The 21,830-nt window shown below is 72.2% G+C and carries 23 protein-coding genes, 1 tRNA gene and 2 pseudogenes; 20 read left to right on the top strand and 6 right to left on the bottom strand.

All coding sequences use genetic code 11. The annotated features are described in order from the left end of the window. Positions 1 to 146 precede the first annotated feature (146 nt). The 11 genes from ACWD1U_RS10075 (at position 147) to ACWD1U_RS10025 (ending at position 9,404) form a co-directional block, all read left to right on the top strand. Entirely contained in the window at positions 147 to 2,369 is a 2,223-nt protein-coding gene (locus ACWD1U_RS10075) for an ATP-binding protein (protein WP_451106110.1), read from the top strand. A 68-nt stretch (positions 2,370 to 2,437) separates the two neighbouring features. Next, positions 2,438 to 2,869, top strand: coding sequence for a roadblock/LC7 domain-containing protein (locus ACWD1U_RS10070; RefSeq protein ID WP_451106109.1), 432 nt, complete (start codon positions 2,438 to 2,440; stop codon positions 2,867 to 2,869). A gap of 2 nt (positions 2,870 to 2,871) precedes the next feature. Next, positions 2,872 to 3,243 carry a DUF742 domain-containing protein gene (locus ACWD1U_RS10065; RefSeq protein WP_333935161.1) on the top strand — a complete coding sequence of 124 codons (372 nt, stop codon included), beginning with the start codon at positions 2,872 to 2,874 and terminating at the stop codon, positions 3,241 to 3,243. Further along, positions 3,221 to 3,850: a GTP-binding protein gene (locus ACWD1U_RS10060; protein ID WP_451106108.1), complete on the top strand. Its 630-nt coding sequence runs from the start codon at positions 3,221 to 3,223 to the stop codon at positions 3,848 to 3,850. Before ACWD1U_RS10065 ends, ACWD1U_RS10060 begins: the two co-directional genes overlap by 23 nt. 61 nt (positions 3,851 to 3,911) lie before the next feature. After that, positions 3,912 to 4,484 (top strand): GAF domain-containing protein, encoded by a 573-nt coding sequence (locus ACWD1U_RS10055; RefSeq protein ID WP_451106107.1) that lies wholly within the window; start codon positions 3,912 to 3,914, stop codon positions 4,482 to 4,484. A gap of 182 nt (positions 4,485 to 4,666) precedes the next feature. After that, the gene (gene tdh / locus ACWD1U_RS10050; protein WP_451106106.1) at positions 4,667 to 5,695 is read left to right on the top strand and encodes an L-threonine 3-dehydrogenase; all 1,029 of its coding nucleotides are present in this window, start codon (positions 4,667 to 4,669) and stop codon (positions 5,693 to 5,695) included. A 34-nt stretch (positions 5,696 to 5,729) separates the two neighbouring features. Continuing rightward, the gene (locus ACWD1U_RS10045) at positions 5,730 to 6,935 is read left to right on the top strand and encodes a glycine C-acetyltransferase (RefSeq protein WP_451106104.1); all 1,206 of its coding nucleotides are present in this window, start codon (positions 5,730 to 5,732) and stop codon (positions 6,933 to 6,935) included. 18 nt (positions 6,936 to 6,953) lie between these two features. Beyond that, complete coding sequence (locus tag ACWD1U_RS10040; RefSeq protein ID WP_451106102.1) at positions 6,954 to 7,871, top strand: LysR family transcriptional regulator; 918 nt, start codon at positions 6,954 to 6,956, stop codon at positions 7,869 to 7,871. A 46-nt stretch (positions 7,872 to 7,917) separates the two neighbouring features. Next, positions 7,918 to 8,490: a helix-turn-helix domain-containing protein gene (locus tag ACWD1U_RS10035; protein WP_451106100.1), complete on the top strand. Its 573-nt coding sequence runs from the start codon at positions 7,918 to 7,920 to the stop codon at positions 8,488 to 8,490. Next, positions 8,487 to 9,014, top strand: a complete 528-nt coding sequence (locus ACWD1U_RS10030; RefSeq protein WP_451106099.1) for an N-acetyltransferase family protein — start codon at positions 8,487 to 8,489, stop codon at positions 9,012 to 9,014. The genes ACWD1U_RS10035 and ACWD1U_RS10030 overlap by 4 nt, the downstream gene beginning before the upstream one ends. 30 nt (positions 9,015 to 9,044) lie before the next feature. After that, positions 9,045 to 9,404 carry an MmcQ/YjbR family DNA-binding protein gene (locus tag ACWD1U_RS10025; protein ID WP_451106098.1) on the top strand — a complete coding sequence of 120 codons (360 nt, stop codon included), beginning with the start codon at positions 9,045 to 9,047 and terminating at the stop codon, positions 9,402 to 9,404. Between the two features lie 12 nt (positions 9,405 to 9,416). On the opposite strand, the pseudogene ACWD1U_RS10020 reads toward ACWD1U_RS10025, so the two are convergent. Continuing rightward, positions 9,417 to 10,069 (bottom strand): annotated as a pseudogene (locus ACWD1U_RS10020) (transketolase); the annotation flags it as partial. Then, positions 10,066 to 10,320: pseudogene (locus tag ACWD1U_RS10015) on the bottom strand (transketolase); the annotation flags it as partial. The pseudogenes ACWD1U_RS10020 and ACWD1U_RS10015, both read right to left, overlap by 4 nt. Positions 10,321 to 10,411: 91 nt before the next feature. On the opposite strand from ACWD1U_RS10015, the gene ACWD1U_RS10010 reads away from it, so the two are divergent. After that, a tRNA-Pro gene (locus ACWD1U_RS10010) sits at positions 10,412 to 10,485 on the top strand. A 176-nt stretch (positions 10,486 to 10,661) separates the two neighbouring features. On the opposite strand, the gene ACWD1U_RS10005 is transcribed toward ACWD1U_RS10010, so the two are convergent. Together ACWD1U_RS10005 and ACWD1U_RS10000 are read right to left on the bottom strand one after the other, a co-directional pair. Further along, entirely contained in the window at positions 10,662 to 11,189 is a 528-nt protein-coding gene (locus ACWD1U_RS10005; RefSeq protein WP_451106417.1) for an NUDIX hydrolase family protein, read from the bottom strand. A gap of 236 nt (positions 11,190 to 11,425) precedes the next feature. Beyond that, positions 11,426 to 12,238 carry an SAM-dependent methyltransferase gene (locus ACWD1U_RS10000; protein ID WP_451106097.1) on the bottom strand — a complete coding sequence of 271 codons (813 nt, stop codon included), beginning with the start codon at positions 12,236 to 12,238 and terminating at the stop codon, positions 11,426 to 11,428. Positions 12,239 to 12,553: 315 nt separating this feature from the next. Here ACWD1U_RS10000 and ACWD1U_RS09995 point away from each other — a divergent pair, with 315 nt between their 5' ends. Genes ACWD1U_RS09995 through ACWD1U_RS09965 form a run of 7 tightly spaced genes read left to right on the top strand, consistent with a single transcriptional unit; the run spans position 12,554 to position 19,499 of the window. Next, positions 12,554 to 13,192, top strand: a complete 639-nt coding sequence (locus ACWD1U_RS09995) for a helix-turn-helix domain-containing protein (RefSeq protein ID WP_451106095.1) — start codon at positions 12,554 to 12,556, stop codon at positions 13,190 to 13,192. Positions 13,193 to 13,244: 52 nt separating this feature from the next. Then, entirely contained in the window at positions 13,245 to 14,603 is a 1,359-nt protein-coding gene (locus tag ACWD1U_RS09990) for a M24 family metallopeptidase (RefSeq protein ID WP_451106093.1), read from the top strand. Beyond that, on the top strand, positions 14,594 to 15,571 hold the full coding sequence (locus tag ACWD1U_RS09985; RefSeq protein WP_451106091.1) for a thiamine pyrophosphate-dependent dehydrogenase E1 component subunit alpha: 978 nt from the start codon (positions 14,594 to 14,596) through the stop codon (positions 15,569 to 15,571). Before ACWD1U_RS09990 ends, ACWD1U_RS09985 begins: the two co-directional genes overlap by 10 nt. Further along, the gene (locus ACWD1U_RS09980) at positions 15,559 to 16,539 is read left to right on the top strand and encodes an alpha-ketoacid dehydrogenase subunit beta (RefSeq protein WP_451106089.1); all 981 of its coding nucleotides are present in this window, start codon (positions 15,559 to 15,561) and stop codon (positions 16,537 to 16,539) included. Before ACWD1U_RS09985 ends, ACWD1U_RS09980 begins: the two co-directional genes overlap by 13 nt. Positions 16,540 to 16,573: 34 nt before the next feature. Continuing rightward, positions 16,574 to 17,935, top strand: a complete 1,362-nt coding sequence (locus tag ACWD1U_RS09975; protein WP_451106088.1) for an amidohydrolase family protein — start codon at positions 16,574 to 16,576, stop codon at positions 17,933 to 17,935. After that, entirely contained in the window at positions 17,932 to 18,813 is an 882-nt protein-coding gene (locus tag ACWD1U_RS09970; RefSeq protein ID WP_451106086.1) for a cupin domain-containing protein, read from the top strand. Before ACWD1U_RS09975 ends, ACWD1U_RS09970 begins: the two co-directional genes overlap by 4 nt. Next, the gene (locus tag ACWD1U_RS09965) at positions 18,810 to 19,499 is read left to right on the top strand and encodes an SDR family oxidoreductase (protein WP_451106084.1); all 690 of its coding nucleotides are present in this window, start codon (positions 18,810 to 18,812) and stop codon (positions 19,497 to 19,499) included. The genes ACWD1U_RS09970 and ACWD1U_RS09965 overlap by 4 nt, the downstream gene beginning before the upstream one ends. Before the next feature lie 140 nt (positions 19,500 to 19,639). Here the strand turns inward: ACWD1U_RS09965 and ACWD1U_RS09960 are convergent, their stop codons facing one another. Then, complete coding sequence (locus ACWD1U_RS09960; protein ID WP_451106082.1) at positions 19,640 to 20,122, bottom strand: Dps family protein; 483 nt, start codon at positions 20,120 to 20,122, stop codon at positions 19,640 to 19,642. Further along, entirely contained in the window at positions 20,119 to 20,376 is a 258-nt protein-coding gene (locus ACWD1U_RS09955) for a WhiB family transcriptional regulator (RefSeq protein WP_451106081.1), read from the bottom strand. Before ACWD1U_RS09955 ends, ACWD1U_RS09960 begins: the two co-directional genes overlap by 4 nt. A gap of 185 nt (positions 20,377 to 20,561) precedes the next feature. On the opposite strand from ACWD1U_RS09955, the gene ACWD1U_RS09950 reads away from it, so the two are divergent. Continuing rightward, complete coding sequence (locus ACWD1U_RS09950) at positions 20,562 to 21,749, top strand: thiolase family protein (protein ID WP_451106079.1); 1,188 nt, start codon at positions 20,562 to 20,564, stop codon at positions 21,747 to 21,749. The last annotated feature ends 81 nt before the right edge of the window (positions 21,750 to 21,830 follow it).

Genomic DNA, 21,830 nt, shown 5'->3' with positions numbered 1-21,830 from the left:
ACACGGACCCCGCTCGCGCCGGCGCCGGGCGGCAGCGGGGTGAGACCGCGGGCGGTCGGGGCGTGCGGAAGCGGCCCCCCGAGCCCGGGCGCACCTCCGCAAGCCCCCCTGGCACTCAGGCCCGACGGACGAGTACGAGGACACCGATGTCTCACCTCCGAGCCCCGGCCGCACGCACAGAACGCCGTGAGGGCGGGCGGCACGGCCGCCCGGCCACCCGCACGGCACCCGCGCTGCCCGAGACCCACATACGCTCCCAACTGCTGCGCATCGCCGTACTGCCGCCCGTCGCCGTCGCCCTCAGCGGCTGCGCGGCCGTCCTCTTCACCGTCCGGTCCACCGGAGTACGGCCGGGCCTCACCCTGTGGGCCGTGCTCGGTGGCGCGGTGTCGGTGACCCTCGTGGGCATCGTCGTCGCCGCGGTGGCCGCCAACCGGGCCGCCCGGACCGTGCACGACCGCGTCGGCCTCCTGCGCCGCACCACCGCGCGCCGTGAGGCGGATCTGCGCGCCCTGGTCGAGGCGCTGCGCCGCGGCGACGGCCCGCCGCAGCACGATCCGCAGAGCAGGCCCGGTGGCCCCGGCGAGGACGCCGACGACTTCGACCTCCTCACCGCCGACCTGGCCCGAGCGCACGACGGCGCCGTCACCGCCGTCGTCCACGCCTCCCAGCTCTCCAGCCAGACGGGCAGCGAACAGAAGCTCGAGGTGTTCGTCAACCTCGCCAGGCGCCTGCAGTCCCTGGTCCACCGCGAGATCTCCATCCTCGACGAGCTCGAGAACGAGATGGAGGACCCCGACCTGCTCAAAGGGCTCTTCCACGTCGATCACCTCGCCACCCGTATCCGCCGTCACGCCGAGAACCTCGCGGTGCTCGGCGGGGCCGTCTCCCGCCGGCAGTGGAGCAACCCGGTCCCCATGACCGAGGTTCTGCGGTCGGCCATCGCCGAGGTCGAGCAGTACTCGCGGGTCAAGCTCGTCCCGCCGATCGACGGACAGCTGCGCGGGCACGCCGTCGCCGACGTCATCCACCTGCTGGCCGAACTCGTCGAGAACGCCACGGTGTTCTCCGCCCCGCACACCCAGGTGTTGCTGCGTGCCAACCTCGTCACCTCCGGGCTCGCCGTCGAGGTCGAGGACCGCGGCCTCGGCATGCCCGTCGAGGAGCAGGCACGGATGAACGCCCTGCTCGCCGACCCGGACCAGGTGAACGTCGCGCGGCTCCTCGCCGACGGTCGCATCGGTCTGTTCGTCGTCTCGCAGCTCGCCCGGCGGCACGGCATCACCGTCCGCCTGCAGACCAACATCTACGGCGGAGTGCAGGCCGTCCTCGTGGTGCCGCAGGCGATGCTCGGGGCGGAGGCGGGGGCGACCGGGGGAGCGGAGCCGCAGGGCGGGGCGGCGGGGGCCGAGCGTCCGGCGGTGCCGATGCGGCAGCCTGGGCCGTCAGGGCCGTCGGCGGGGCAGCCGTCGCAGCTCGGGCAGAACGGCCCGTCTTCGGCTGGTGCTGGTGCTGGTGCCGTGGTGGGAGTCGGTTTCGGGGCCGGAGGCGGTGGCGGCTTCGGAGAGCAGGCCCCGGACGAGGGGGGCGCGCCCAAGTACCCCTCAGCGTCGGTGCCGGCGTCCGACGTATGGTCCTCGATCCCGCTCGGGTCACCCACCGCTCCTCACGGGCAGCAGCACGCGGCCGAACCGGCCCTGGACGCAAGCGCGCGGAGCGGACGCCCCGCGCCCCTGCCCGTGCGCGGAGCCCGCAGGGAGCGGACCACTCCGGCCGAGGCACGGCCCGGGATCAAGCCCGAGGACCGGCGGGCCCTCGCCGAGCACGGGGACGCGCCGCCCACCCCCCGCAACGGCACCGTGCGCGGCACCATGGGCAAGCCCCAACTGCCCCGCCGCCGCGCCCAGGAGCACATCGCACCGCAGCTGCGCGACGGTCCGACACCGCGCCAGGACCCCGAGTTCCTCGTGGGCCACGACCCCGGCCTGATGGCGGCCTTCCAGCGCGGTATCAGCCTCGCCGAGGCCCAACAGCACCTGGAGGCCGGGGACATGGAGTGGGGCGACACGGCGCCGGCCCACATGGAGTCAGCCCACATGGAGTCAGCGCACATGGAGTCAGCGCACATGGATGCGACGCATGTGGCTTTCCCACCCGTGGAGTCGACCCGTACGGCGCCCGCGCACGGGGATCCGAAACACAGGGATCCGACACATCAGGAGTCCGCGCACGGGGACTTCAGGCCCCTGCGGCCGGTGCACCTCGAGCCGCTCCCCAGCGAGCGGTCCTCCTCGGCCGCCCCGGCCCCCGGGCCCCGCCCCGACCACAGCACCACCACCCGGCAGGACGGGAGCGCCCCCGCCGGATGACCACTCGCGTATCCACCCCCACCCCCAGCGCTCCCGCAGACCTTCGTACCCCAAGGAGTCGATCCACCATGGCGAGCGATGCGCCGACCGCCCATGTATCCGATCTCGACTGGCTGATGAGCGGCCTCGTGCAGCGCGTACCGCACACGAGTGCCGCGGTGCTCCTGTCCTGCGACGGGCTCGTGAAGTCCGTGCACGGCCTCGACCCGGACAGCGCCGACCACATGGCCGCCCTGGCGTCCGGCCTGTACTCGCTCGGCCGCAGCGCCGGTGTCCGCTTCGGCGACGGCGGTGACGTACGGCAGGTCGTCGTCGAACTCGCCGCGACCCTGCTGTTCGTCACCACCGCCGGCTCCGGCACGTGCCTGGCCGTGCTCGCCGGCCGCGAGGCCGACGCGGCCGTGCTCGGCTACGAGATGGCGATGCTGGTCAAGAGCGTCCGCCCCTACCTGGTGACCGCTCCCCGGCAGTCCGTCGAATCCCCGGCGATGAGGCCTTGAGCGTGACGGCGGCCGGTGACGGGCCCTGGCTCGATGACGCGGCCGGGCGGCTGGTGCGCCCGTTCACGGTCAGCAACGGCCGTACCCGTCCCACCGTCGCGCTCGACCTCGTGTCGCAGGTGATGGCCACCGGGGCGACCCCCCTCGGCTATCTCGGCCCCGAACACACGCAGGCGCTCGAACGGTGCCGCGTGCCCGTCGCGGTCGCCGAAGTGGCCGCCCATCTGAAACTGCCGGTGGCCGTCACCAAGGTGCTGCTGGCGGACCTCGTCGACTGCGGGGCGCTGACCACCAAGCCCCCCGCGTTCCACCACAACCCGACGGACCGGGCCCTTCTGGAGGCAGTGCTCGATGGACTACGACGACAGCTCTGACTACGCCGACGGACCCGGCCGCGACGCCGATCCGTTTCCGACCGCGCTGAAGATCCTCGTGGCGGGCGGGTTCGGCGTGGGCAAGACGACCTTCGTCGGCGCGGTCAGCGAGATCGCGCCGCTCAGCACGGAGGAGCTGCTCACCACCGTCAGCGCCGCGACCGACAACCTCGACGGCATCGAGAACAAGGTCGAGACGACCGTGGCCATGGACTTCGGCCGCATCACACTCGACGCGGACCACGTGCTGTACCTGTTCGGAACACCCGGCCAGGAGCGCTTCTGGTTCATGTGGGACGAGTTGTGCGAGGGCGCGCTCGGCGCGGTCATCCTCGCCGACACCCGCCGCCTGCAGGAGTGTTTCGCGGCCGTCGACTTCTTCGAGCAGCGCGGCATCGGATTCATCATCGCCGTCAACGAGTTCGACGGCGCCTACCGCTACGATCCAGAGGAGGTACGAGGTGCCCTCGACCTGCCCGACGAGATCCCCGTCGTGTGCTGCGACGCCCGGATCTCCAGCTCCGGGATCCAGACCCTGTTGACCCTGGTGCGTCACCTCATCGCCCACACGTCGGCCCCCGCCACGGGGTACGGCGCCCACATGTGATCCGGGAACACCGGCCAGGGAGACCTTTTATGACGCATGCCCACATTCCGGGAGCACGCCCATGACCTACGACCCGCCGCGCCCGGCCGGTCGTCTGCTGCTCACACCTGAGGACAAGGAGGCCCCCGCCCGCGCCCGCCGACTGCGCGGGATGGGCCTGGGCGAGCACCCCGAACCCGCACTCGACGCCTTCGCCCAGCGCCTCGCGGAGGTCACCGGGGCGCCGTACGCCATGGTCAACTTCCCCGATGAACAAGGCCAGTTCTATGCGGGCCTGTGCGTCCCGGCCGTGGCGCCCGTCGTGCGGAGCGACGGCACCCGTCCGCGCCTCGGCCGCGCCCTGCCCCGCGACCACGGCTTCTGCCCCCATGTGGTGGCGCGACGCAAAGCCCTGGCTTTGGAGGACGTCGGCGACTATCCGCGGTTCGCGGGCAATCCGGTGGTCGACGAGTTCGGCATCCGCTCGTATCTGGGGGCGCCGCTCCTCGACGGCACGGGCCTGGTGCTGGGCACGGTCAGCGTCGCCGACATCGAACCGCGGCAGTGGGGCAGACCGGGCCTGACCGCCATCAAGGAACACGCCGCGCAGCTCGTCGTCCAGCTGGAAGGCCGGGACGGCCTGCTGCCCTACTGACCGCCCCGGGGCACCGCCGGGCCCGTTGAGCGTGTGAAGGAAAGCTGAGGCGGCGCTTAAGAAATCCTCGATGGACCGGTGCGCCGTCGTACGGCAGATTGCTGTGCGATTCCACTCCTCTCCCGGCCCAGGGGCTTCTTCGGTATGCCCGGAGCCGGGACTCACCCCCAGGAGCCGTAGCGGTGAAGGCGCTGGTCAAACAGAAGGCGGAACCCGGACTGTGGCTCGCGGACGTCCCGGAGCCGGTCATCGGTCCCGGCGATGTCCTGATCAAGGTGCTGCGCACCGGCGTCTGCGGCACCGACCTGCACATCCGTGCCTGGGACGGCTGGGCCCGACAGACGATCAGCGCCCCGCTCGTGGTCGGGCACGAGTTCGTCGGCGAGGTCGTCGAGACCGGGCGGGACGTCACCGACATCGCCGTCGGCGACCGGGTCAGCGGCGAGGGCCACCTGGTGTGCGGCAAGTGCCGCAACTGCCAGGCCGGCCGCCGCCACCTGTGCCGGGCCACCGTAGGGCTGGGAGTGGGGCGGGACGGCGCGTTCGCCGAGTACGTGGCCCTGCCCGCCGGAAACGTCTGGGTGCACCGGGTGCCCGTCGACCTCGACGTGGCCGCGATCTTCGACCCGTTCGGCAACGCCGTGCACACCGCGCTGTCGTTCCCGCTCGTCGGCGAGGACGTCCTGATCACCGGCGCGGGCCCCATCGGCCTGATGGCCGCCGCCGTGGCCAGGCACGCGGGAGCCCGCAACGTCGTGATCACCGACGTCAGCGAGGAGCGGCTGGAGCTGGCCCGCAAGATCGGCGTCGATCTCGCGCTGAACGTCTGCGGAGCCACCATCGCCGACGGGCAGCGCACGCTCGGACTGCGCGAGGGCTTCGACATCGGCCTGGAGATGTCCGGCCGCCCCGAGGCGATGCGCGACATGATCGCCAACATGACGCACGGCGGTCGTATCGCGATGCTCGGCCTGCCCGCGCAGGAGTTCCCAGTCGACTGGGCCCGGATCGTCACCTCGATGATCACCATCAAGGGCATCTACGGCCGCGAGATGTTCGAGACCTGGTACGCCATGTCGGTCCTGCTCGAGGGCGGCCTAAACCTCGCGCCGGTCATCACCGGCCGCTACGGCCACCGCGATTTCGAGGCGGCGTTCGAGGACGCGGCGAGCGGCCGCGGCGGCAAGGTCATCCTCGACTGGACCGCGTGACTCCCTTCTCCGCAAGCACCTCAGGAGCTTCCCGATGTTCGACTCCGTGCGCGACGACCTGCGCGCCACCCTCGACGAGATCCGCGCCGCCGGGCTGCACAAGCCCGAGCGCGTGATCGGCACCCCGCAGTCCGCCACCGTGAACGTCACCGCGGGCGGCCGCCCCGGCGAGGTCCTCAACTTCTGCGCCAACAACTACCTCGGCCTCGCCGACCACCCCGAGGTCGTCGCCGCCGCCCACGACGCGCTCGACCGCTGGGGCTACGGCATGGCGTCCGTCCGCTTCATCTGCGGCACGCAGGAGGTGCACAAGGAGCTCGAGGCGCGACTGTCGGCGTTCCTCGGCCAGGAGGACACGATCCTGTACTCCTCCTGCTTCGACGCCAACGGCGGCGTGTTCGAAACGCTCCTCGGCCCTCAGGACGCGGTCATCTCCGACGCGCTGAACCACGCCTCGATCATCGACGGCATCCGGCTGTCCAAGGCCCGCCGCCTGCGCTACGCCAACCGCGATCTCGCCGAGCTGGAGGCCCGCCTGAAGGAGGCCTCCGACGCCCGCCGCCGCCTGATCGTCACCGACGGCGTCTTCTCCATGGACGGCTATGTGGCCCCGCTGCGCGAGATCTGCGACCTGGCCGACCGCTACGACGCGATGGTCATGGTCGACGACTCGCACGCCGTCGGCTTCGTCGGCCCGGGCGGGCGCGGCACGCCCGAACTGCACGGCGTCATGGACCGCGTCGACATCATCACCGGCACTCTCGGCAAGGCACTCGGCGGTGCCTCCGGCGGTTATGTCGCCGCCCGCGCCGAGATCGTCGCCCTGCTGCGGCAGCGCTCCCGGCCGTACCTCTTCTCCAACACGCTCGCCCCGGTGATCGCGGCCGCCTCCCTGAAGGTGCTGGACCTGCTGGAGTCGGCGGACGACCTGCGGGTCCGGCTCGCCGAGAACACGGCCCTGTTCCGCGGCCGCATGACGGAGGAGGGCTTCGACGTCCTCCCCGGCGACCACGCCATCGCCCCGGTGATGATCGGCGACGCGGCGGTCGCCGGGCGCATGGCGGAACTGCTGCTGGAGCGCGGCGTGTACGTGATCGGCTTCTCCTACCCGGTCGTGCCCCAGGGGCAGGCCAGGATCCGCGTCCAGCTGTCGGCCGCGCACTCCGCCGACGACGTGAACCGCGCGGTGGACGCCTTCGTGGCGGCGCGGGCGGAGCTGGAGGCTGAGAACAGCCGGTGACCTGAGAGAATCGGTCACATGATCGAGGCGCGGCGGCTCCACATCCTCCGTGCGGTGGCCGACCACCGCACGGTGACGGCGGCGGCCGCCGCGCTGTACCTGACCCCGTCGGCGGTGTCCCAGCAGCTCGCCGCGCTGGAGCAGGAGACCGGCCACCGGCTCGTCGAGCGCGGCGCCAAGGGCGTACGCCTCACCCCCGCCGGCGAGATCCTGCTCAACCACACCAACGCGGTCCTCGCCCAGTTGGAACGTGCCGAGGCCGAGCTGGCCGCGTACAGCTCGGGCGCGGCCGGCACCGTCACGGTCGCCTCCTTCGCGACCGGGATCGCCCTGGTCGTCGCGCCCGCGGTGGCCCGGCTCGCCGAGTCGGCGCCCGGCATCCGCATCCGCGTCCAGGACGCCGAGGGCGACGCCAGCCTGCCCATGGTGCTGGACCGGCAGGTCGACGTCGCCGTAGCCGTCGAGTACCGCGGTGCACCGCCCGCCGACGACCCGCGACTGGCCCACGTGCCGCTGTACGCCGAGCCCTTCGACGCGGTCGTCCCCGTCACGCACCGCCTGGCCGAAGCGGCCGAGGTCCCGCTCGCCGAACTCGCCAAGGACCCCTGGATCGGCCCGTACCCCGGCAATCCCTGCCACGACGTGGTCGTCCTGGCCTGTGAGAACGCCGGCTTCCAGCCCCGCATGGAGCACTCCTCGGACGACTTCCGCGCGGTCGTCGCCCTCGCCTCGGCCGATGTGGGCGTCGCCCTCGTACCGCGCTCGGCGCTGCGCGGCATGGACCTCGCCGGCGTGGTCGTCCGCCCCGTCGACGGCACCGCCCCCACCCGCCGCGTCTTCGCCGCCGTACGCCGGGGAGCCGAGGGGCACCCCCTGATCCGCCCGGTGCTGGACGCGCTGAGCGCGGCGGCCCGGGCACAGCCGCTGCCGGTGTGAGGAGCCCGTAACCCGGCCGTCGCACATCAGGGATAGCGTCCCGGATATGAGAAGCGACGAGACGGATACCGTCGATACCCGGCTGGGGGTACGCCTGGCCGAACTGCGGGCCGAACACGGCTGGTCCCTGGGCGAGTTGGCCGATCGCAGCGGAGTGAGCCGGTCCACCCTGTCCCGGGCCGAACGGGCGGAGATCAGCCCCACGGCCTCGCTCCTGAACCGCCTGTGCGCCGTCTACGGCCGGACCATGTCCCAACTGCTCAGCGAGGTCGAGGCCGAACCGGCACCCGTGGTGCGCGCCGCCGAACAGCCCCGGTGGCAGGACCAGGCCTCCGGCTTCGTCCGGCGGTCCGTGTCACCCCCGCACTCCGCCCTGCGCGGTGAACTCGTGGAGGGACGCCTGACCGCCGGCGCCGACATCGCCTACGACCGTCCTGCCGTGGCCGGCCTGGAGCAGCACATCTGGGTCCTGGAAGGGGCCCTCGAGGTGACCGTGCAGGACATCGGGCACCACCTCGGCACGGGCGACTGCCTGCGCATGCGCGTGTGGGGGCCGACCCGGTTCCGGTGCGCAGCCCCCGAGGGCGTCCGCTATCTGCTGGCGGTGGTCCGGCCGTGATCCGTCTGGACGACACGCACCTGCTCCGGTGCGCCGGGGCGTTGGCGGACCTGCTGACGGACACCGTGAACGGCGGTGCCTCGATCGGCTTCCTCGCCCCGCTCGGCCGTGCCGAGGCGCTCGCGTGGTGGGAGGAGCGGGCGGCGGACGTGACCGCGGGCCAGCTCGCCGTCTGGGCGGCGCCCGACGGCGGCCGGGTGCTCGGCACCGTCAGCCTCGCCTTCCCCGGCAAGCCCAACAGCCGCCACCGCGCCGAACTCGTCAAGCTGATGGTGCACCGGGAGGCCCGCGGGCAGGGTCTCGGGCGCAGGCTCCTGGTCACCGCCGAGGCCGCCGCCGCGGCGGCCGGTGTCACCCTCCTGCACCTGGACACCGAGACCGGCAGCCCCGCCGAGCACCTGTACCGGTCCGCAGGCTGGACCCCGGTCGGCGCCATCCCCGACTACGCGGCGAGCCCCGACGGCGAGCTGCGGCCGACGACGATCTACTACAAGCACCTGTCGGCAACCGCTCTCACCAGGTGATTGTCAGTGGGAGCCGATACGGTGCCTGCCATGCCGGATGCCGAAGACGTACGACGGATCGCCCTGTCCCTGCCGGACACGACGGAGAAGATCGCCTGGAACATGCCCACGTTCCGGGTCGCGGGCAAGATGTTCGCCACCCTTCCCGAGGACGAGACGTCGATCGCCGTGCGATGTCCCAAGGAGGAGCGGGACGAGCTGGTGCTCGCCGAGCCGGGGAAGTTCTGGATCGCCGACCACGAGGCGCAGTTCGCCTGGGTGCGGGCCCGGCTCGCCGCGCTGGAGGACGAGGGCGAACTGCGGGACATCCTCGCGGACTCCTGGCGTCAGGCGGCCCCGACCCGGCTTCTGGAGGAACACCCCCGGCTTGGCCTCGCGGCGGGGGAGTGACGCCTCCGCATCTCAAGCGGCAGCGGCCGCCCCGGCGAAGCTCCCGATGCGCTCCCGCAGCGACCGGGCGTCGAGGCCGTGGGCGGCGACATGCTCCTCCAACCGCCCGTACCGCCGCACTTCACGACGGCCCACGCCCAGCCCCAGGACCCGGTGCGGCATATCGGACAGCGCGTCGTTCGCGGCGGCCGTCGAGGTGCCCGCCAGGTAGGGCTCCACGAGGACGATGTCCCCCCGGCGGTCTCGGTGGCCCGGCGCAGGGCGGCCCCGCCGAAAGGACGGACGGTGGTGGCGTACAGGACGGTGACGTCCAGGTTCTCGGTGGCGTCGAGCACCGCGTCGAGCGTCGGCCCGACAGCGACCACGACACCGGAGCGCCCCTCGCGGACGGTGCGGAAGCGCTCCCCGTCGACGGGCAGCGCCCGCCCGTTGGACTGCAGGGACAGTCGTACGTACACCTTGTCGTCGCCCGCGGCGACCGCGTGGCGCAGCAGTGTCTCGGCCTCGTCGGGGTGGCCCGGCACATGGACGGTCCAGCCGTCGAGGGTGTCGAGCAGCGCCACGTCGCCCGGCGCCATGTGGGTGTAGCCGCCCGCCGGCCAGTCGAAGGAGGCGGCGGCGCTCACCAGCACCGCGCCCGCGTCCTGGTGGCCGAGGTCCAGTCGACGGTGAGGGCGGACCAGCCCGCCGCCTCGAACCGGGCCGCGATCCCGCCGGGCCGCGCGTACGTCGCCGAGGAGTTGTCGACGACGACGGTGTGCAGCCGGTCGAGTCCGGCGGGCCCGGCGAAGGCGATCGCCTCGTGGTTGCTGCCCTCGTCCAGCTCGGCGTCGCCGCTCAGGGCCCACACCCGCGGCTCGTCGATTCCCTGGGCGCGCAGCCCCAGTGCCGTCCCTACGGCGATCGGCAGCCCGTGCTCGCGGAAACGGATGCGCGCTCACCGGCGCGAGTGCGGTATTGTTTCCCTGCGCGTTCGGCCGGGGGAAACCCCCAGGTCAGGCGGGCAACGGGACGTGGCGCAGCTTGGTAGCGCACTTGACTGGGGGTCAAGGGGTCGCAGGTTCAAATCCTGTCGTCCCGACAGAGTCGACCAGCGGGTCTGCCGATATCGGCAGACCCGCTGATTGCGTTCGGGGCAGCCGCCGACCCGGGCTCAGCCGCCGGCGCCGGCGCGACCTTCGGCAACGACGAACGGATCGTGCGGCGGCGTGTCGACAGGCCGCGTCGACGAGGTCCCTTCGTCGGCGCACCGGAGGGTCAGATCACACACCCCGCATGCGCCAGCGCCTGCTTCAGCAGCACCCCGTGGCCGCCCGGCATCTCGCTCTGCACCGCCTGTGAGACGGCCTCCTGCGGGCTGAACCACACCAGGTCGAGCGCGTCCTGCCGGGGCCGGCAGTCGCCTGTCACCGGCACGATGTACGCGAGGGACACCGCGTGCTGACGGGGGTCGTGGTACGGCGTGATGCCGTGCGTCGGGAAGTACTCCGCGACCGTGAACGGCTGGAGCGAGGCCGGCACGCGGGGCAGGGCGACCGGCCCGAGGTCCTTCTCCAGATGGCGCAGGAGGGCGTCGCGGACACGTTCGTGGTGCAGCACGCGGCCGGAGACCAACGTCCGGCTGACCGTACCGTCGGGTCCGATGCGCAGCAGCAGGCCGACGCTGGTGACTTCGCCGCTGTCGTCGACGCGTACCGGGACGGCCTCGACGTACAGGATCGGCATACGGGCGCGCGCCATCTCCAGCTCGTCGGAGGACAGCCAGCCGGGCGTGGTCTCGGTCATGTCAGACATTGCTTGATCATACTTTCAGCCGTTCGGACTTCCTGGGTAGCCGTTCCGGGAGAACTGTGACCGTCCACACGCCCGATCGATGTTCTCCGGCAGGCCGTGCACACCCCGCGCCGGCGAGCTCCCCGCTCGGCGGCCCGCTCGACGTCGCCGGGGCCGCCGGGCACGGGATCGGCCAGGGTGGTCATCCGTCGCTGCTCCTCGGTCCCCCGCGGCCCGGACGCCGCGCGTCAGGCTTTGACGGCCACCGCGCCGTACTGCGGTACCAGGACGGCCGAGCCGGGCTCGGCCCGCCACTGCCCGCACGACACCATGCCCGGCTCCAGCGGCTCCAGCCCCTCGAAGAACGTGGCGATGTCCGCGCCGCTGCGGGCGGTGATCGGGGGAGTGGCGTTCTCGTTCCAGAACTCCATGGCCGGGATCTGGCCGGCGCCGCCGAGTTCGTCGTCGAAGGTCGGGTGGGTGAGGACCAGGAAGCTGCCGGAGGGAACGGCGGACATCATGCGGCGCACGATGTCCCGGGCCTTGTCGATGTCCAGGACGAAGTTGAGGATGCCCAGCAGCATCACGGCGACCGGGCGGGTGAGGTCGAGGGTGCTCGCGGCACGTTCGAGGATGGCGTCCGGGTCGTGCACGTCGGCGTCGATGTACGCGGTGGCGCCGTCGGGTGTGCCGGTCAGCAGTGTGCGGGCGTGCACCAGCACGATCGGGTCGTTGTCGACGTAGACGATGCGGGAGTCGGGCGCGATCCGCTGGGCGATCTCGTGGGTGTTGTCCGCCGTCGGCAGGCCCGTGCCGATGTCGAGGAACTGCCGCACGCCGCGCTCACCGGCCAGGAACGACACGGCCCGGCCGAGGAAGTCGCGGTCCGCCCGGGCGATGTCCCGGATGATCGGGAACATGCCGGCGACGTGCTCGCCGACCTGCTGGTCGACCTCGTAGTTGTCCTTGCCGCCGATCCAGTAGTTCCACACGCGCGCGTTGTGCGCCACACCGGTGTTCAGCCGCGCCGACCCTCCCGAAGGGGTGTGGCCATCACTCACGACTCGTCCTCTCCTCGCCCGAACGACCGAACGACCGAACGACCGAACGGTCGTCGTCATTGTGCCGCTTTGATGATCACGCTGTCCCGGGAATCGGCAGAGCGGGCGCGGCTGTCGGAGGGGCCGGGCGGGAGAGAGCTGCCGGCAGCCCTGTGCCGCTGGCCGGAGCTCGCGGCGGGCGACGTGGGGTTCCCGGCGGGGAAGAAGCCGCGTCCCGGTTCCGGCGTGCTGTTCCCGGCGGGGAAATGGTGGCGCCCGGGTTCCCGCGCGCTGTTCAATGAAGCTGCACACGCCGTCCGAGCAGAGGAGCCCCCCGTGTCACCCGCCGATGTGCCGCCCGTCGGGGCGCGTATGCGGCAGGCGCGTCTGGAACGCGGGATGAGCCTGCGTGCGCTGGCGCGAGAGATCGGTGTGTCGGCGAGTCTCGTGTCGCAGATCGAGACCGGCAAGAGCCAGCCGTCCGTCAGCACCCTGTACGCGATCACGACGGTTCTGGGGATCTCCGTCGAGTCCCTCTTCGACGCGCGGGTCCCCTCGCCGACGGCCGGCGCGAGCCCGCCCGGCACCGTCCCGCACGCGCTCGCCGCCTTCGCGGCCGAACCGGACCGGCGTATCGGCCCGCTGGTCGGCGCCGGGGAGCGCGAGACGCTGGAGCTGGACTCGGGGGTCGTGTGGGAGCGGCTCGGCCGGGTGCCCGGGGCGGACGCGGACTTCCTGCTGGTGACGTACCGGCCCGGCGGGGCCTCCTCCGGCTCCGGGGCCCTGATGCGGCACCCGGGGACCGAGTACGGCCATCTGACCTCCGGCGAGCTGATCCTCACCCTCGGTTTCGACGAGTACACGCTGCGCCCGGGCGACTCCGTCTGCTTCGAGTCGACGACTCCCCACCGCTACCGCAACGATGGAGAGGTACCGGCTGTGGGCGTCTGGTTCGTCTCGGGCGATGTTCAGTGACACTTGACACCCGCTGCACCCGGGCGTTCACTCCGAAGTGGGGGTGGTCGCCATGGCGATCCGCACATACGGCCCCAACGCCGTCGACTGGGAAGAGCGCGTCGACCTGGACCGGCTGCGCGGGCAGCGGCTTGCCCGGCTGCACGAATCCCTGAACCGCTCCGCGCTGGGCGCCGTCCTCAGCTTCGACTTCGCCAACATCCGTTACATGACGGCCACCTACATCGGCACCTGGGCGATGGACAAACTGATCCGCTTCGCCCTGCTCGTGCGCGACGGCGAACCGGTCGTCTGGGACTTCGGCTCCGCCGCCCGCCACCACCAGCTGTACAACCCGTGGCTCGACTACAGCGACGGCCGGGGCGGCCCGCCCACCGGTGCCCGCGCCGGCATCTCCACCCTGCGCGGCGCCTTCCACCCGGACGCGGGCATCGCCGAGGACGTCGCCGCCAAGATCGCCGCCGAGCTGCGCGAGCACGGCGTCGCCGCCGAACCGCTCGGCGTCGACGTCGCCGAGATGCCTGTCCTCACCGCGCTGCGCGCCGAGGGCATCGACGTCGTCGACGGGCAGCAGGTCTTCCTGGAGGCCCGCCGCATCAAGACAGGAGACGAGATCGCCCTGCTCACCCAGGCCTGCGCCATGGTCGACGCGGCCTACGAGGAGCTGTACGGACACCTGCGCCCGGGCGTGCGCGAGAACGAGTGCGTCGGCGTGGTCAGCAAAGTCCTGTACGACCTCGGCAGCGAGTACGTCGAGGGCGTCAACGCCATCTCGGGCGAGCGCTGTTCACCGCATCCGCACGTCTACAGCGACCGCCTGATCCGCCCGGGCGACCCCGCCTTCTTCGACATCCTGCACAGTCATCTCGGCTACCGCACCTGCTACTACCGCACCTTCGCCGTGGGCAGCGCCTCGCCGGCTCAACGGGACGCCTATGTGCGCTGCCGGGAGTACATGGACGAGGCGATCGCGCTCGTCCGGCCGGGCGCGACCACGGCCGACGTCGTGCAGGTGTGGCCGCACGCCGAGGATTTCGGCTTCACGGACGAGACGGCCGCCTTCGCCCTCCAGTACGGCCACGGCGTCGGCCTGTCGATCTGGGAGAAGCCGATCTTCAGCCGTCTGGTCTCCCTCGATCACCCCGAAGTCCTGGAAGAGGGCATGGTGTTCGCCCTGGAGACGTACTGGCCGGCCGCCGACGGCTGGTCCGCCGCCCGCATCGAGGAGGAACTCGTCGTCACGGCGGACGGCTGCGAGGTCATCACCAAGTTCCCCGCGGAGGATCTGCTGGTGGCCGGCCGCAAGTACTGGACGGTGGGCGGTGAACTGGACACCCGCCGCGAGGCGCAGTCCCACCTCAACACCGGGGACCGCTCACGGACCGGCGACGAGGACCGCCGATGGACGTGACCGCACTCCTCGACCGCTACGAGCGGATGGCCGTCATCCGCCGTACGGAGAAGGCCGCCCACGACCTCTTCCTGCAGGGCCTGGTGAAAGGCACCACCCATCTCGCGGCCGGGCAGGAGGCGATCGCAGTGGGCGCGAGCGCCGCCCTGTGCCCGGACGACTATGTGTTCGCCACCTACAGGGGCCACCACCATGCCCTCGCCCGGGGCGCCACCCCCGAGGAGTGCCTCGCCGAGCTGATGAGCCGCGCGACCGGGCTGTGCAGGGCCAAGGGCGGCTCCATGCACCTGACCAAGGCGGCCACCGGCATGCTCGGCTCCTACGCCATCGTCGGCTCCCATCTGCCGATGGCGGTCGGCGCGGCCTGGTCGGCCCGGTTGCGCGGCACCGACCAGCTCGCGGTCGCCTTCTTCGGCGACGGAGCGACCAACATCGGCGCCTTCCACGAGTCGCTCAACCTGGCCGCCGTCTGGAAGCTGCCGGTGCTGTTCGTGTGCGAGAACAACTTCTACATGGAGTACACCCCCATCGCCGATGTCACGGCGGTGTCCCGTCCCGCCGCCGACCGGGCGCCCGCCCATGGCATCCCGGGCGAGGTCGTCGACGGCAACGACGTCGTGGCCGTCGAGGAGGCGGTGCAGCGGCTGGCACGGCGGGCCCGGGCCGGAGACGGGCCGGCCGTGCTGGAGGCCGAGACCTACCGTCACTTCGGGCACAGCCGGGCCGACCCGGCGACCTACCGCCCGGCCGAGGAGGTCGAACGGTGGCTCAAGCACGACCCGTTGGACCTCGCACGGGGACGCCTCGCCGAGCTGGGGGCCGGGGAGGAGAGCATCGCGGCGGCCGACGAGCGGGCCCGGGCCGTCGTGGAGCGGGCCGTCGAGGCGGCGAGGGCCGCTCCGGCCCCCGATCCGCGGGAGGCGCTGACCGACGTGTGGGCGGACGGAGGTGCCGCATGGCGGACGTGATCAGCTACCGCGACGCGGTCGCCGAGGGCCTCGCCCGCGAGATGCGCCGGGACACGTCGGTGGTGTGCCTCGGGGAGGACATCGGCGCGGCCGGAGGGGTGTTCAAGACGACCGTGGGGCTGCTGACGGAGTTCGGGCCCGAGCGGGTGTGGGACACGCCCATATCCGAACAGGCCATCGTGGGTGCGGCGATGGGCGCCGCCATGACCGGGATGCGACCCGTCGTGGAGATCATGTTCTCCGACTTCCTGGCCTGCTGCTGGGACTACCTCGCCAACGAGATCCCCAAGGTCCGCTACATGACAGGCGGCCAGGTGACCGTCCCCCTCGTCGTACGCACCGCCAACGGCGGCGGGCTCGGCTTCGGCGCGCAGCACTCCCAGGCCACCGAGAACTGGGCGCTGACCGTGCCCGGCCTGAAGATCGCCGCACCGGCGGCACCCGCCGACGTGATCGGCATGATGGCGGCGGCGGTCCGCAGCGACGACCCCGTTGTCTTCTTCGAGCACAAGGCACTCCTGTCCACCAAGGGCGCCCCGCCCCCGCCGGATCACCTCGTCGAGCTGGGCCGGGCCGCCGTCGTCCGTGAGGGCGCCGACGTCACGCTCGTCGCCCTGGCCGCGACGGTGCCGCTGGCCCTGAAAGCCGCCGACCGGCTGTCGGGGGAGGGCATCGAGGCGGAGGTGGTCGATCTGCGCTGCCTGGTCCCTCTCGACATCGCGACCGTCCTCGCCTCACTGGGGAAGACCTCGCGGCTCGTGACCGTGGAGGAGAACCCGTACCAGGGCGGCTGGGGCGCCACCGTCGTCTCCGTCCTCGCCGACGAGGGCTTCGGCCTGCTGGACGCGCCCCTGCGGCGGGTGGCGGGGGAGTGCGTCCCGCTGCCGTTCGCCGACGCGCTGGAGGAGCGGGTGATCCCCACCGTCGACAAGGTCGTCACGGCGGTCCGCGCACTCGCCGCCTACTGATCCACGCACCGCACATCCCACGGGAGGAAGCGCGATGACCACAAGGACCCTGCTGCGCTCCGGTCACGTGATCTCGATGGACCCCGGCATCGGGGACCTGCCCCAGGGGGACGTCCTCGTCGAGGACGGCAGGATCGCCGCCGTCGAGCCCGGGATCACCGCCGACGCCGAAGTCCTGGACCTGAGCGGCCACATCGTGATCCCCGGCTTCGTCGACACCCACCGCCACACCTGGGAGGCTCCCATCAGGGGCGTCGCCCCCGACGCCACCCTCGACGACTACTTCGTCGACATCCTCGACACCTTCGCACCCCTGTACACCCCGGAGGACGTCTACGCCGGCAACCTCGCGGGGGCGCTGGAATGCCTCAACGCCGGCATCACGACACTCGTCGACTGGTCGCACATCAACAACACGCCCGAGCACCCGGACGCGGCGATCCAGGGCCTGGCGGAGTCCGGCATCCGAGCCCGGTACGCGTACGGCAGCGCCAACACCTCCCTCGCCGACTACTGGTTCGAGAGCAGGATCGCGATGCCGGCGGACGACGTACGGCGGATCCGGTCGACGCACTTCGCGTCCGACGACGGTCTGCTGACCATGGCCCTCGCCACGCGCGGCCCCGGCTTCTGCGTCAACGAGGTCGTCACCGCCGAATGGGCCATGGCGCGCGAGCTGGGTATCCCGATCACCGTGCACGTGGCCATGGGCCGGCTGGCCGGCCGCTTCGGCATGGTCAGGCAGCTGCACGGGCTGGGCCTCCTCGGCCCGGACACCACCTACGTCCACTGCTGCTACTTCAGTGAGGAAGAGTGGCGGATGGTCGCCGACAGCGGCGGCACCGTGTCCATCGCGCCGCAGGTGGAGCTGCAGATGGGGCACGGCTGGCCGCCCGTGATGCAGGCGATCGAGCACGGCCTGCGGCCCTCGCTCAGCATCGACGTGGTCACCACCGTGCCCGGCGACATGTTCACCCAGATCCGCGCGGCCTTCGGCGCCGAACGGGCCCGGGTCAACGCCGACTGCTGGCAGGCCAACCTGCCGGCACCCAGCACCATGCTGACCGCGCGCCGGATGCTGGAGATCGCCACGGTCAACGGCGCGCACGTCGCGGGACTGGAGGATCGCACCGGCTCCCTCACGCCCGGCAAGCGCGCCGACATCGTCGCGATCGACGCCACCGCGCCGAACGTCGCCCCCCTACACGACGCGGCGGCCGCCGTGGCGCTGTGCGCCGACGTGTCCAACGTGGACACCGTCCTCGTCGACGGCGTCATCCGCAAGCGCGACGGCAGACTGCGCGCCGACACGGCACGCGCGCTGCGGCTCGTGGAGGAGTCCCGCGACCGGCTCCTCGCGGCGAAGGAGGCGAAGGGGGCGAAGGCGACGGCATGACGAACCACCTGGTGCGCCGCGCCGCCGACCTGGCCGAGCCGCCGTACGACGCCCACGGGCACCGGCGGCGGACGCTGGTCGGCGAGGACGACGGCAGTGTGCACACCGGCTTCGGCCGGTGCGAACTGCGCCCGGACGGCAGCGTGTCCGCCCATGTGCACGCGTACGAGGAGACCTTCTTCGTCCTCGACGGGACCGTGGTCCTCGACGTGCCCGAGGGTTCGTACCTCCTGGCGGAGGGCGACTACGGCCTGCTGCCGATCGGGGTCCCGCACGCCTGGCGCGGCGCCGGGGACACCGGCGGGCGCTGGGCGGACATGCTGGCCCCCGTACCGCGGGCCCGCTACGGACACGACACGCAGGCGGTGCCCGGCCTGCCCGCGCGCGAGCCCGCCCGGATCGACGTCCGCGACCCGCGCACGCGCTCCTTCGGGCACTTCGAACCCGACCAGATGGACCCGGGCAAGCAGTCCCAGGACCTGCTGGCCGTCACGGCGAGCATGCGCACCGCGCTGCTGGTCTACAGCGACATCACGGTGAAGATGATGATCGACAGCGATCTGGGCGCGGTCGCCTCGACGATGTTCATGGTGCAGTACGCCTCCGAGGGGGTCATCGGCACCCACGACCACCCCTTCGAGGAGACGTACCTGATCCTCGACGGCGTGGCCGAGGCCACTCTCGACGGCGAGCGGTACCGACTGGAACCCGGCGATCTGGCCTGGGCGGGCACCGGCTGTGTGCACGGGTTCGTCAACGCCGGGCAGGGGCCGCTGCGCTGGCTGGAGACGCAGGCGCCGCAGCCGCCGGCACGGCACTCGTACCGGTTCACGCGGGACTGGGACTACCTGCGCACGGCACTGAAGGAGGGCTCATGAGCAGTGTGCTCGTCGTCGGCGGCACGTCCGGGATCGGTCTCGAGTTCGCCCGTGCGCGCGCCGGGCGCGGAGACGACGTGATGCTCACCAGCCGCGACGCCCAGCGGGCCGGCGCGGTCGCGGAGGAGGTCGGGGCGCGCGGACTCGCCGTCGACCTGGCGCGGCCGCTGGAGATCGCGGCGGCGCTGGCCGACGTGGGTCGCGTCGACGACCTGGTGATCGCCGGTGTCTCCCGGGACGACAACAAGGTGACCGAGTACGACATCGACGCCGCCCTGCGCCTGGTCACCCTCAAGCTCGTCGGCTACACGGAGGTCGTGCACACCCTGCGGCCCCGGCTGCACGACGACAGCGCCATCGTGCTCTTCGGCGGCCAGGCGAAGGAACGCCCCTATCCGGGCGCGACGACGGTGGCGACGGTCAACGCGGGGGTGCGCGGCCTGATGAACTCCCTCGCCGTGGAGCTCGCTCCCGTCCGGGTCAACGCCGTGCACCCCGGTGTCGTCGGCGACAGCCCGTACTGGCAGGCCAAACCGGAGAGGGTGCTCGTCGCGCTGCGCACCGAGACGCCCACGGGACGGCTCACCACGATGGCGGACGTGGTCGACGCGGTGGACTTCCTGCTGCGGAACCGGTCGGTCAACGCGGTCGAACTGACCGTGGACGGCGGGTGGTTGCTCGGGTGAGGGGCAGCCCTTGGTGCCCTTCCGGCCGGATGCCCGCCCCGGCTGCGCACGTCCGGCCGTACGCGTCGTACGGGTACTCGTCGACGCGCACGGCCGGACGTACGGCTGTGCCTCGGGCGTTCACCGCCGGAGGCGGATGGTCAGCCCCCGCTCGGGACGTTCTCGGCCTCGAACATCCAGTGCTGCTTCTCCAGCTCCGCGGTGATGCCGATCAGCAGGTCCTGGGTGACGGCGTCCGCCTTCTCGGTCGCGTCGACGCGCTCGCGCAGCCGGGCGATCGCGTCCCGCAGCGCCTGCGCCATCACCTGCACGGCGTCCGAGTCGCGCACCCAGCCCTCCTTCGGGGCGGGCAGCGTGAAGGTCTTGGCGACGGTCTCCGGGCGGCCGTCCGGCGGCACGCCGAGGGCCGCGGAGCGCTCGGCCACCGTGTCGGCGAAGTTCCGCGCCGCCGAGACCACCTCGTCGAGCTGGAGGTGGATGGAGCGGAACCGCGGTCCGACGATGTTCCAGTGCGCCTGCTTCCCGATGAGCGAGAGTCCGAGCAGATCCACCAGGGTGTCCTGGAGTGCCTCGCAGGCGACCCGTCGGGCCTCGTCGGGCAGAGTGCTCCTCACAGCCGTCATAGGGCGCTTCTCCTTCTCGCGTCGTTCCTCGTGGTCCGGAGCAGTGCGTCGCGCTCCTCCTCGCAGGTGCCGCCCCACACGCCCGTGGCCTGGCCGTTGCTCAGGGCGTAGCTCAGGCAGTCGTCGGTGACCGGACAGCGGGCGCAGATCCGCTTCGCGGCGGTGACGTCCCGCACGGCGGGTCCCGTGGTGCCCACGGGAAAGAACAGCTCGGGGTCCTCGTCCACGCAGGCGGCGCTCCGCAACCACTCCATGAACGCGCGGGTGCCCCGGGCGCCTCTGGGGCAAACCCGTTGCGGAAGCGCGGATACCGGGGTCCAGGCCTGCGATAACGCCCTTCGAGAGCACTTCCACCCCCGAAATCTTCACAAGGGTGGACCGAGGGGCTATAGTTCAAAACTAGCGGTGCTAATTAGCAGGCGGTGTGAGGAGTCCTCCCGTGCGTCCCGTCCATTTCGCGGCCGCCCGCCGCACCCCCATCGGCAAGCTCCGGGGATCCCTGTCCTCGGTACGGCCCGACGACCTCGCGGCGACCGTCGTGCGCGCCCTGGCCGGCGACGTGCCCGCGCTCGACCTGGCCCGGATCGACGACGTCTACTGGGGCGCCGCCAACCAGGCCGGCGAGGACAACCGCAACGTCGCCCGCATGGCCGCGCTGCTGGCCGGCCTGCCCGACTCCGTGCCCGGCGCAACCGTCAACCGCCTCTGCGCCTCCGGCCTGGAGGCCGTGACCACGGCCGCCCGCACCATCGCCGCCGGCGAGGCCGACATCGTCATCGCGGGCGGCTCCGAGTCGATGAGCCGCGCCCCCTTCGTGCTTCCCCGCCCCGACGAGGCCCTGCCCCACCGCATCGAGACCGCCGACACCCGCCTCGGCTGGCGCCTGGTCAACCCGGCGATGCGTGACCTGCACGGCCTGCTGGCCATGGGCGAGACGGCCGAAGAGGTCGCCGCGCGGTACGGCATCCCGCGCGAACGCCAGGACGACTTCGCGCTGCGCAGCCACCAACGGGCCGCCCTGGCCCGCAAGAACGGCCACTTCGACGACGAACTGCTGCCCGTGGAACGCCCCGACGGGGTGGTCGTCGACACCGACGAGTGCGTCCGCGAGGACACCTCGTACGAGAAGCTGGCGCGCCTGAAGCCGGTCTTCCGGGAGGGCGGCACGGTCACCGCGGGCAACGCCTCACCGATGAACGACGGCGCCGCCGGCCTCCTCCTGGTCAGTGAGGAGGCGCTGAACGAGCTCGGCCTGGAGTCCCTGGGCCGCTACGTCGCCGGCGCCTCCGCCGGAGTCCACCCCGACGTCATGGGCATCGGCCCGGTCCCCGCCACCCGGAAGGTGCTCAGCCGCGCCGGCTGGAGCGTCGGCGACCTGCAGGAGGCCGAGTTCAACGAGGCGTTCGCGGCCCAGGCCCTGGCCTGCGTGGACCAGCTCGGCATCGACCCGGAGCTGGTCAACCCGAGCGGCGGCGCCATCGCCCTCGGCCATCCCCTCGGCTGCTCGGGCGCCCGCGTCCTGACGACGCTGCTGCACCGGATGCGGCGCACGGGGGCGGAGCGGGGGCTGGCGACGATGTGTGTCGGCGTGGGACAGGGGAGCGCGGTGCTCGTCGAGCGGCACTAGCCGTATTGACCACGAACGTTGCGTCCGGGCCCACCAGGCGAGACGGCGCTTACTCCACCGGTTCGTCGCCCATAGCATCGG

The sequence above is a fragment of the Streptomyces sp. NPDC002788 genome, assembly GCF_053592115.1.
This window is presented reverse-complemented; position numbering and strand designations above follow the sequence as displayed.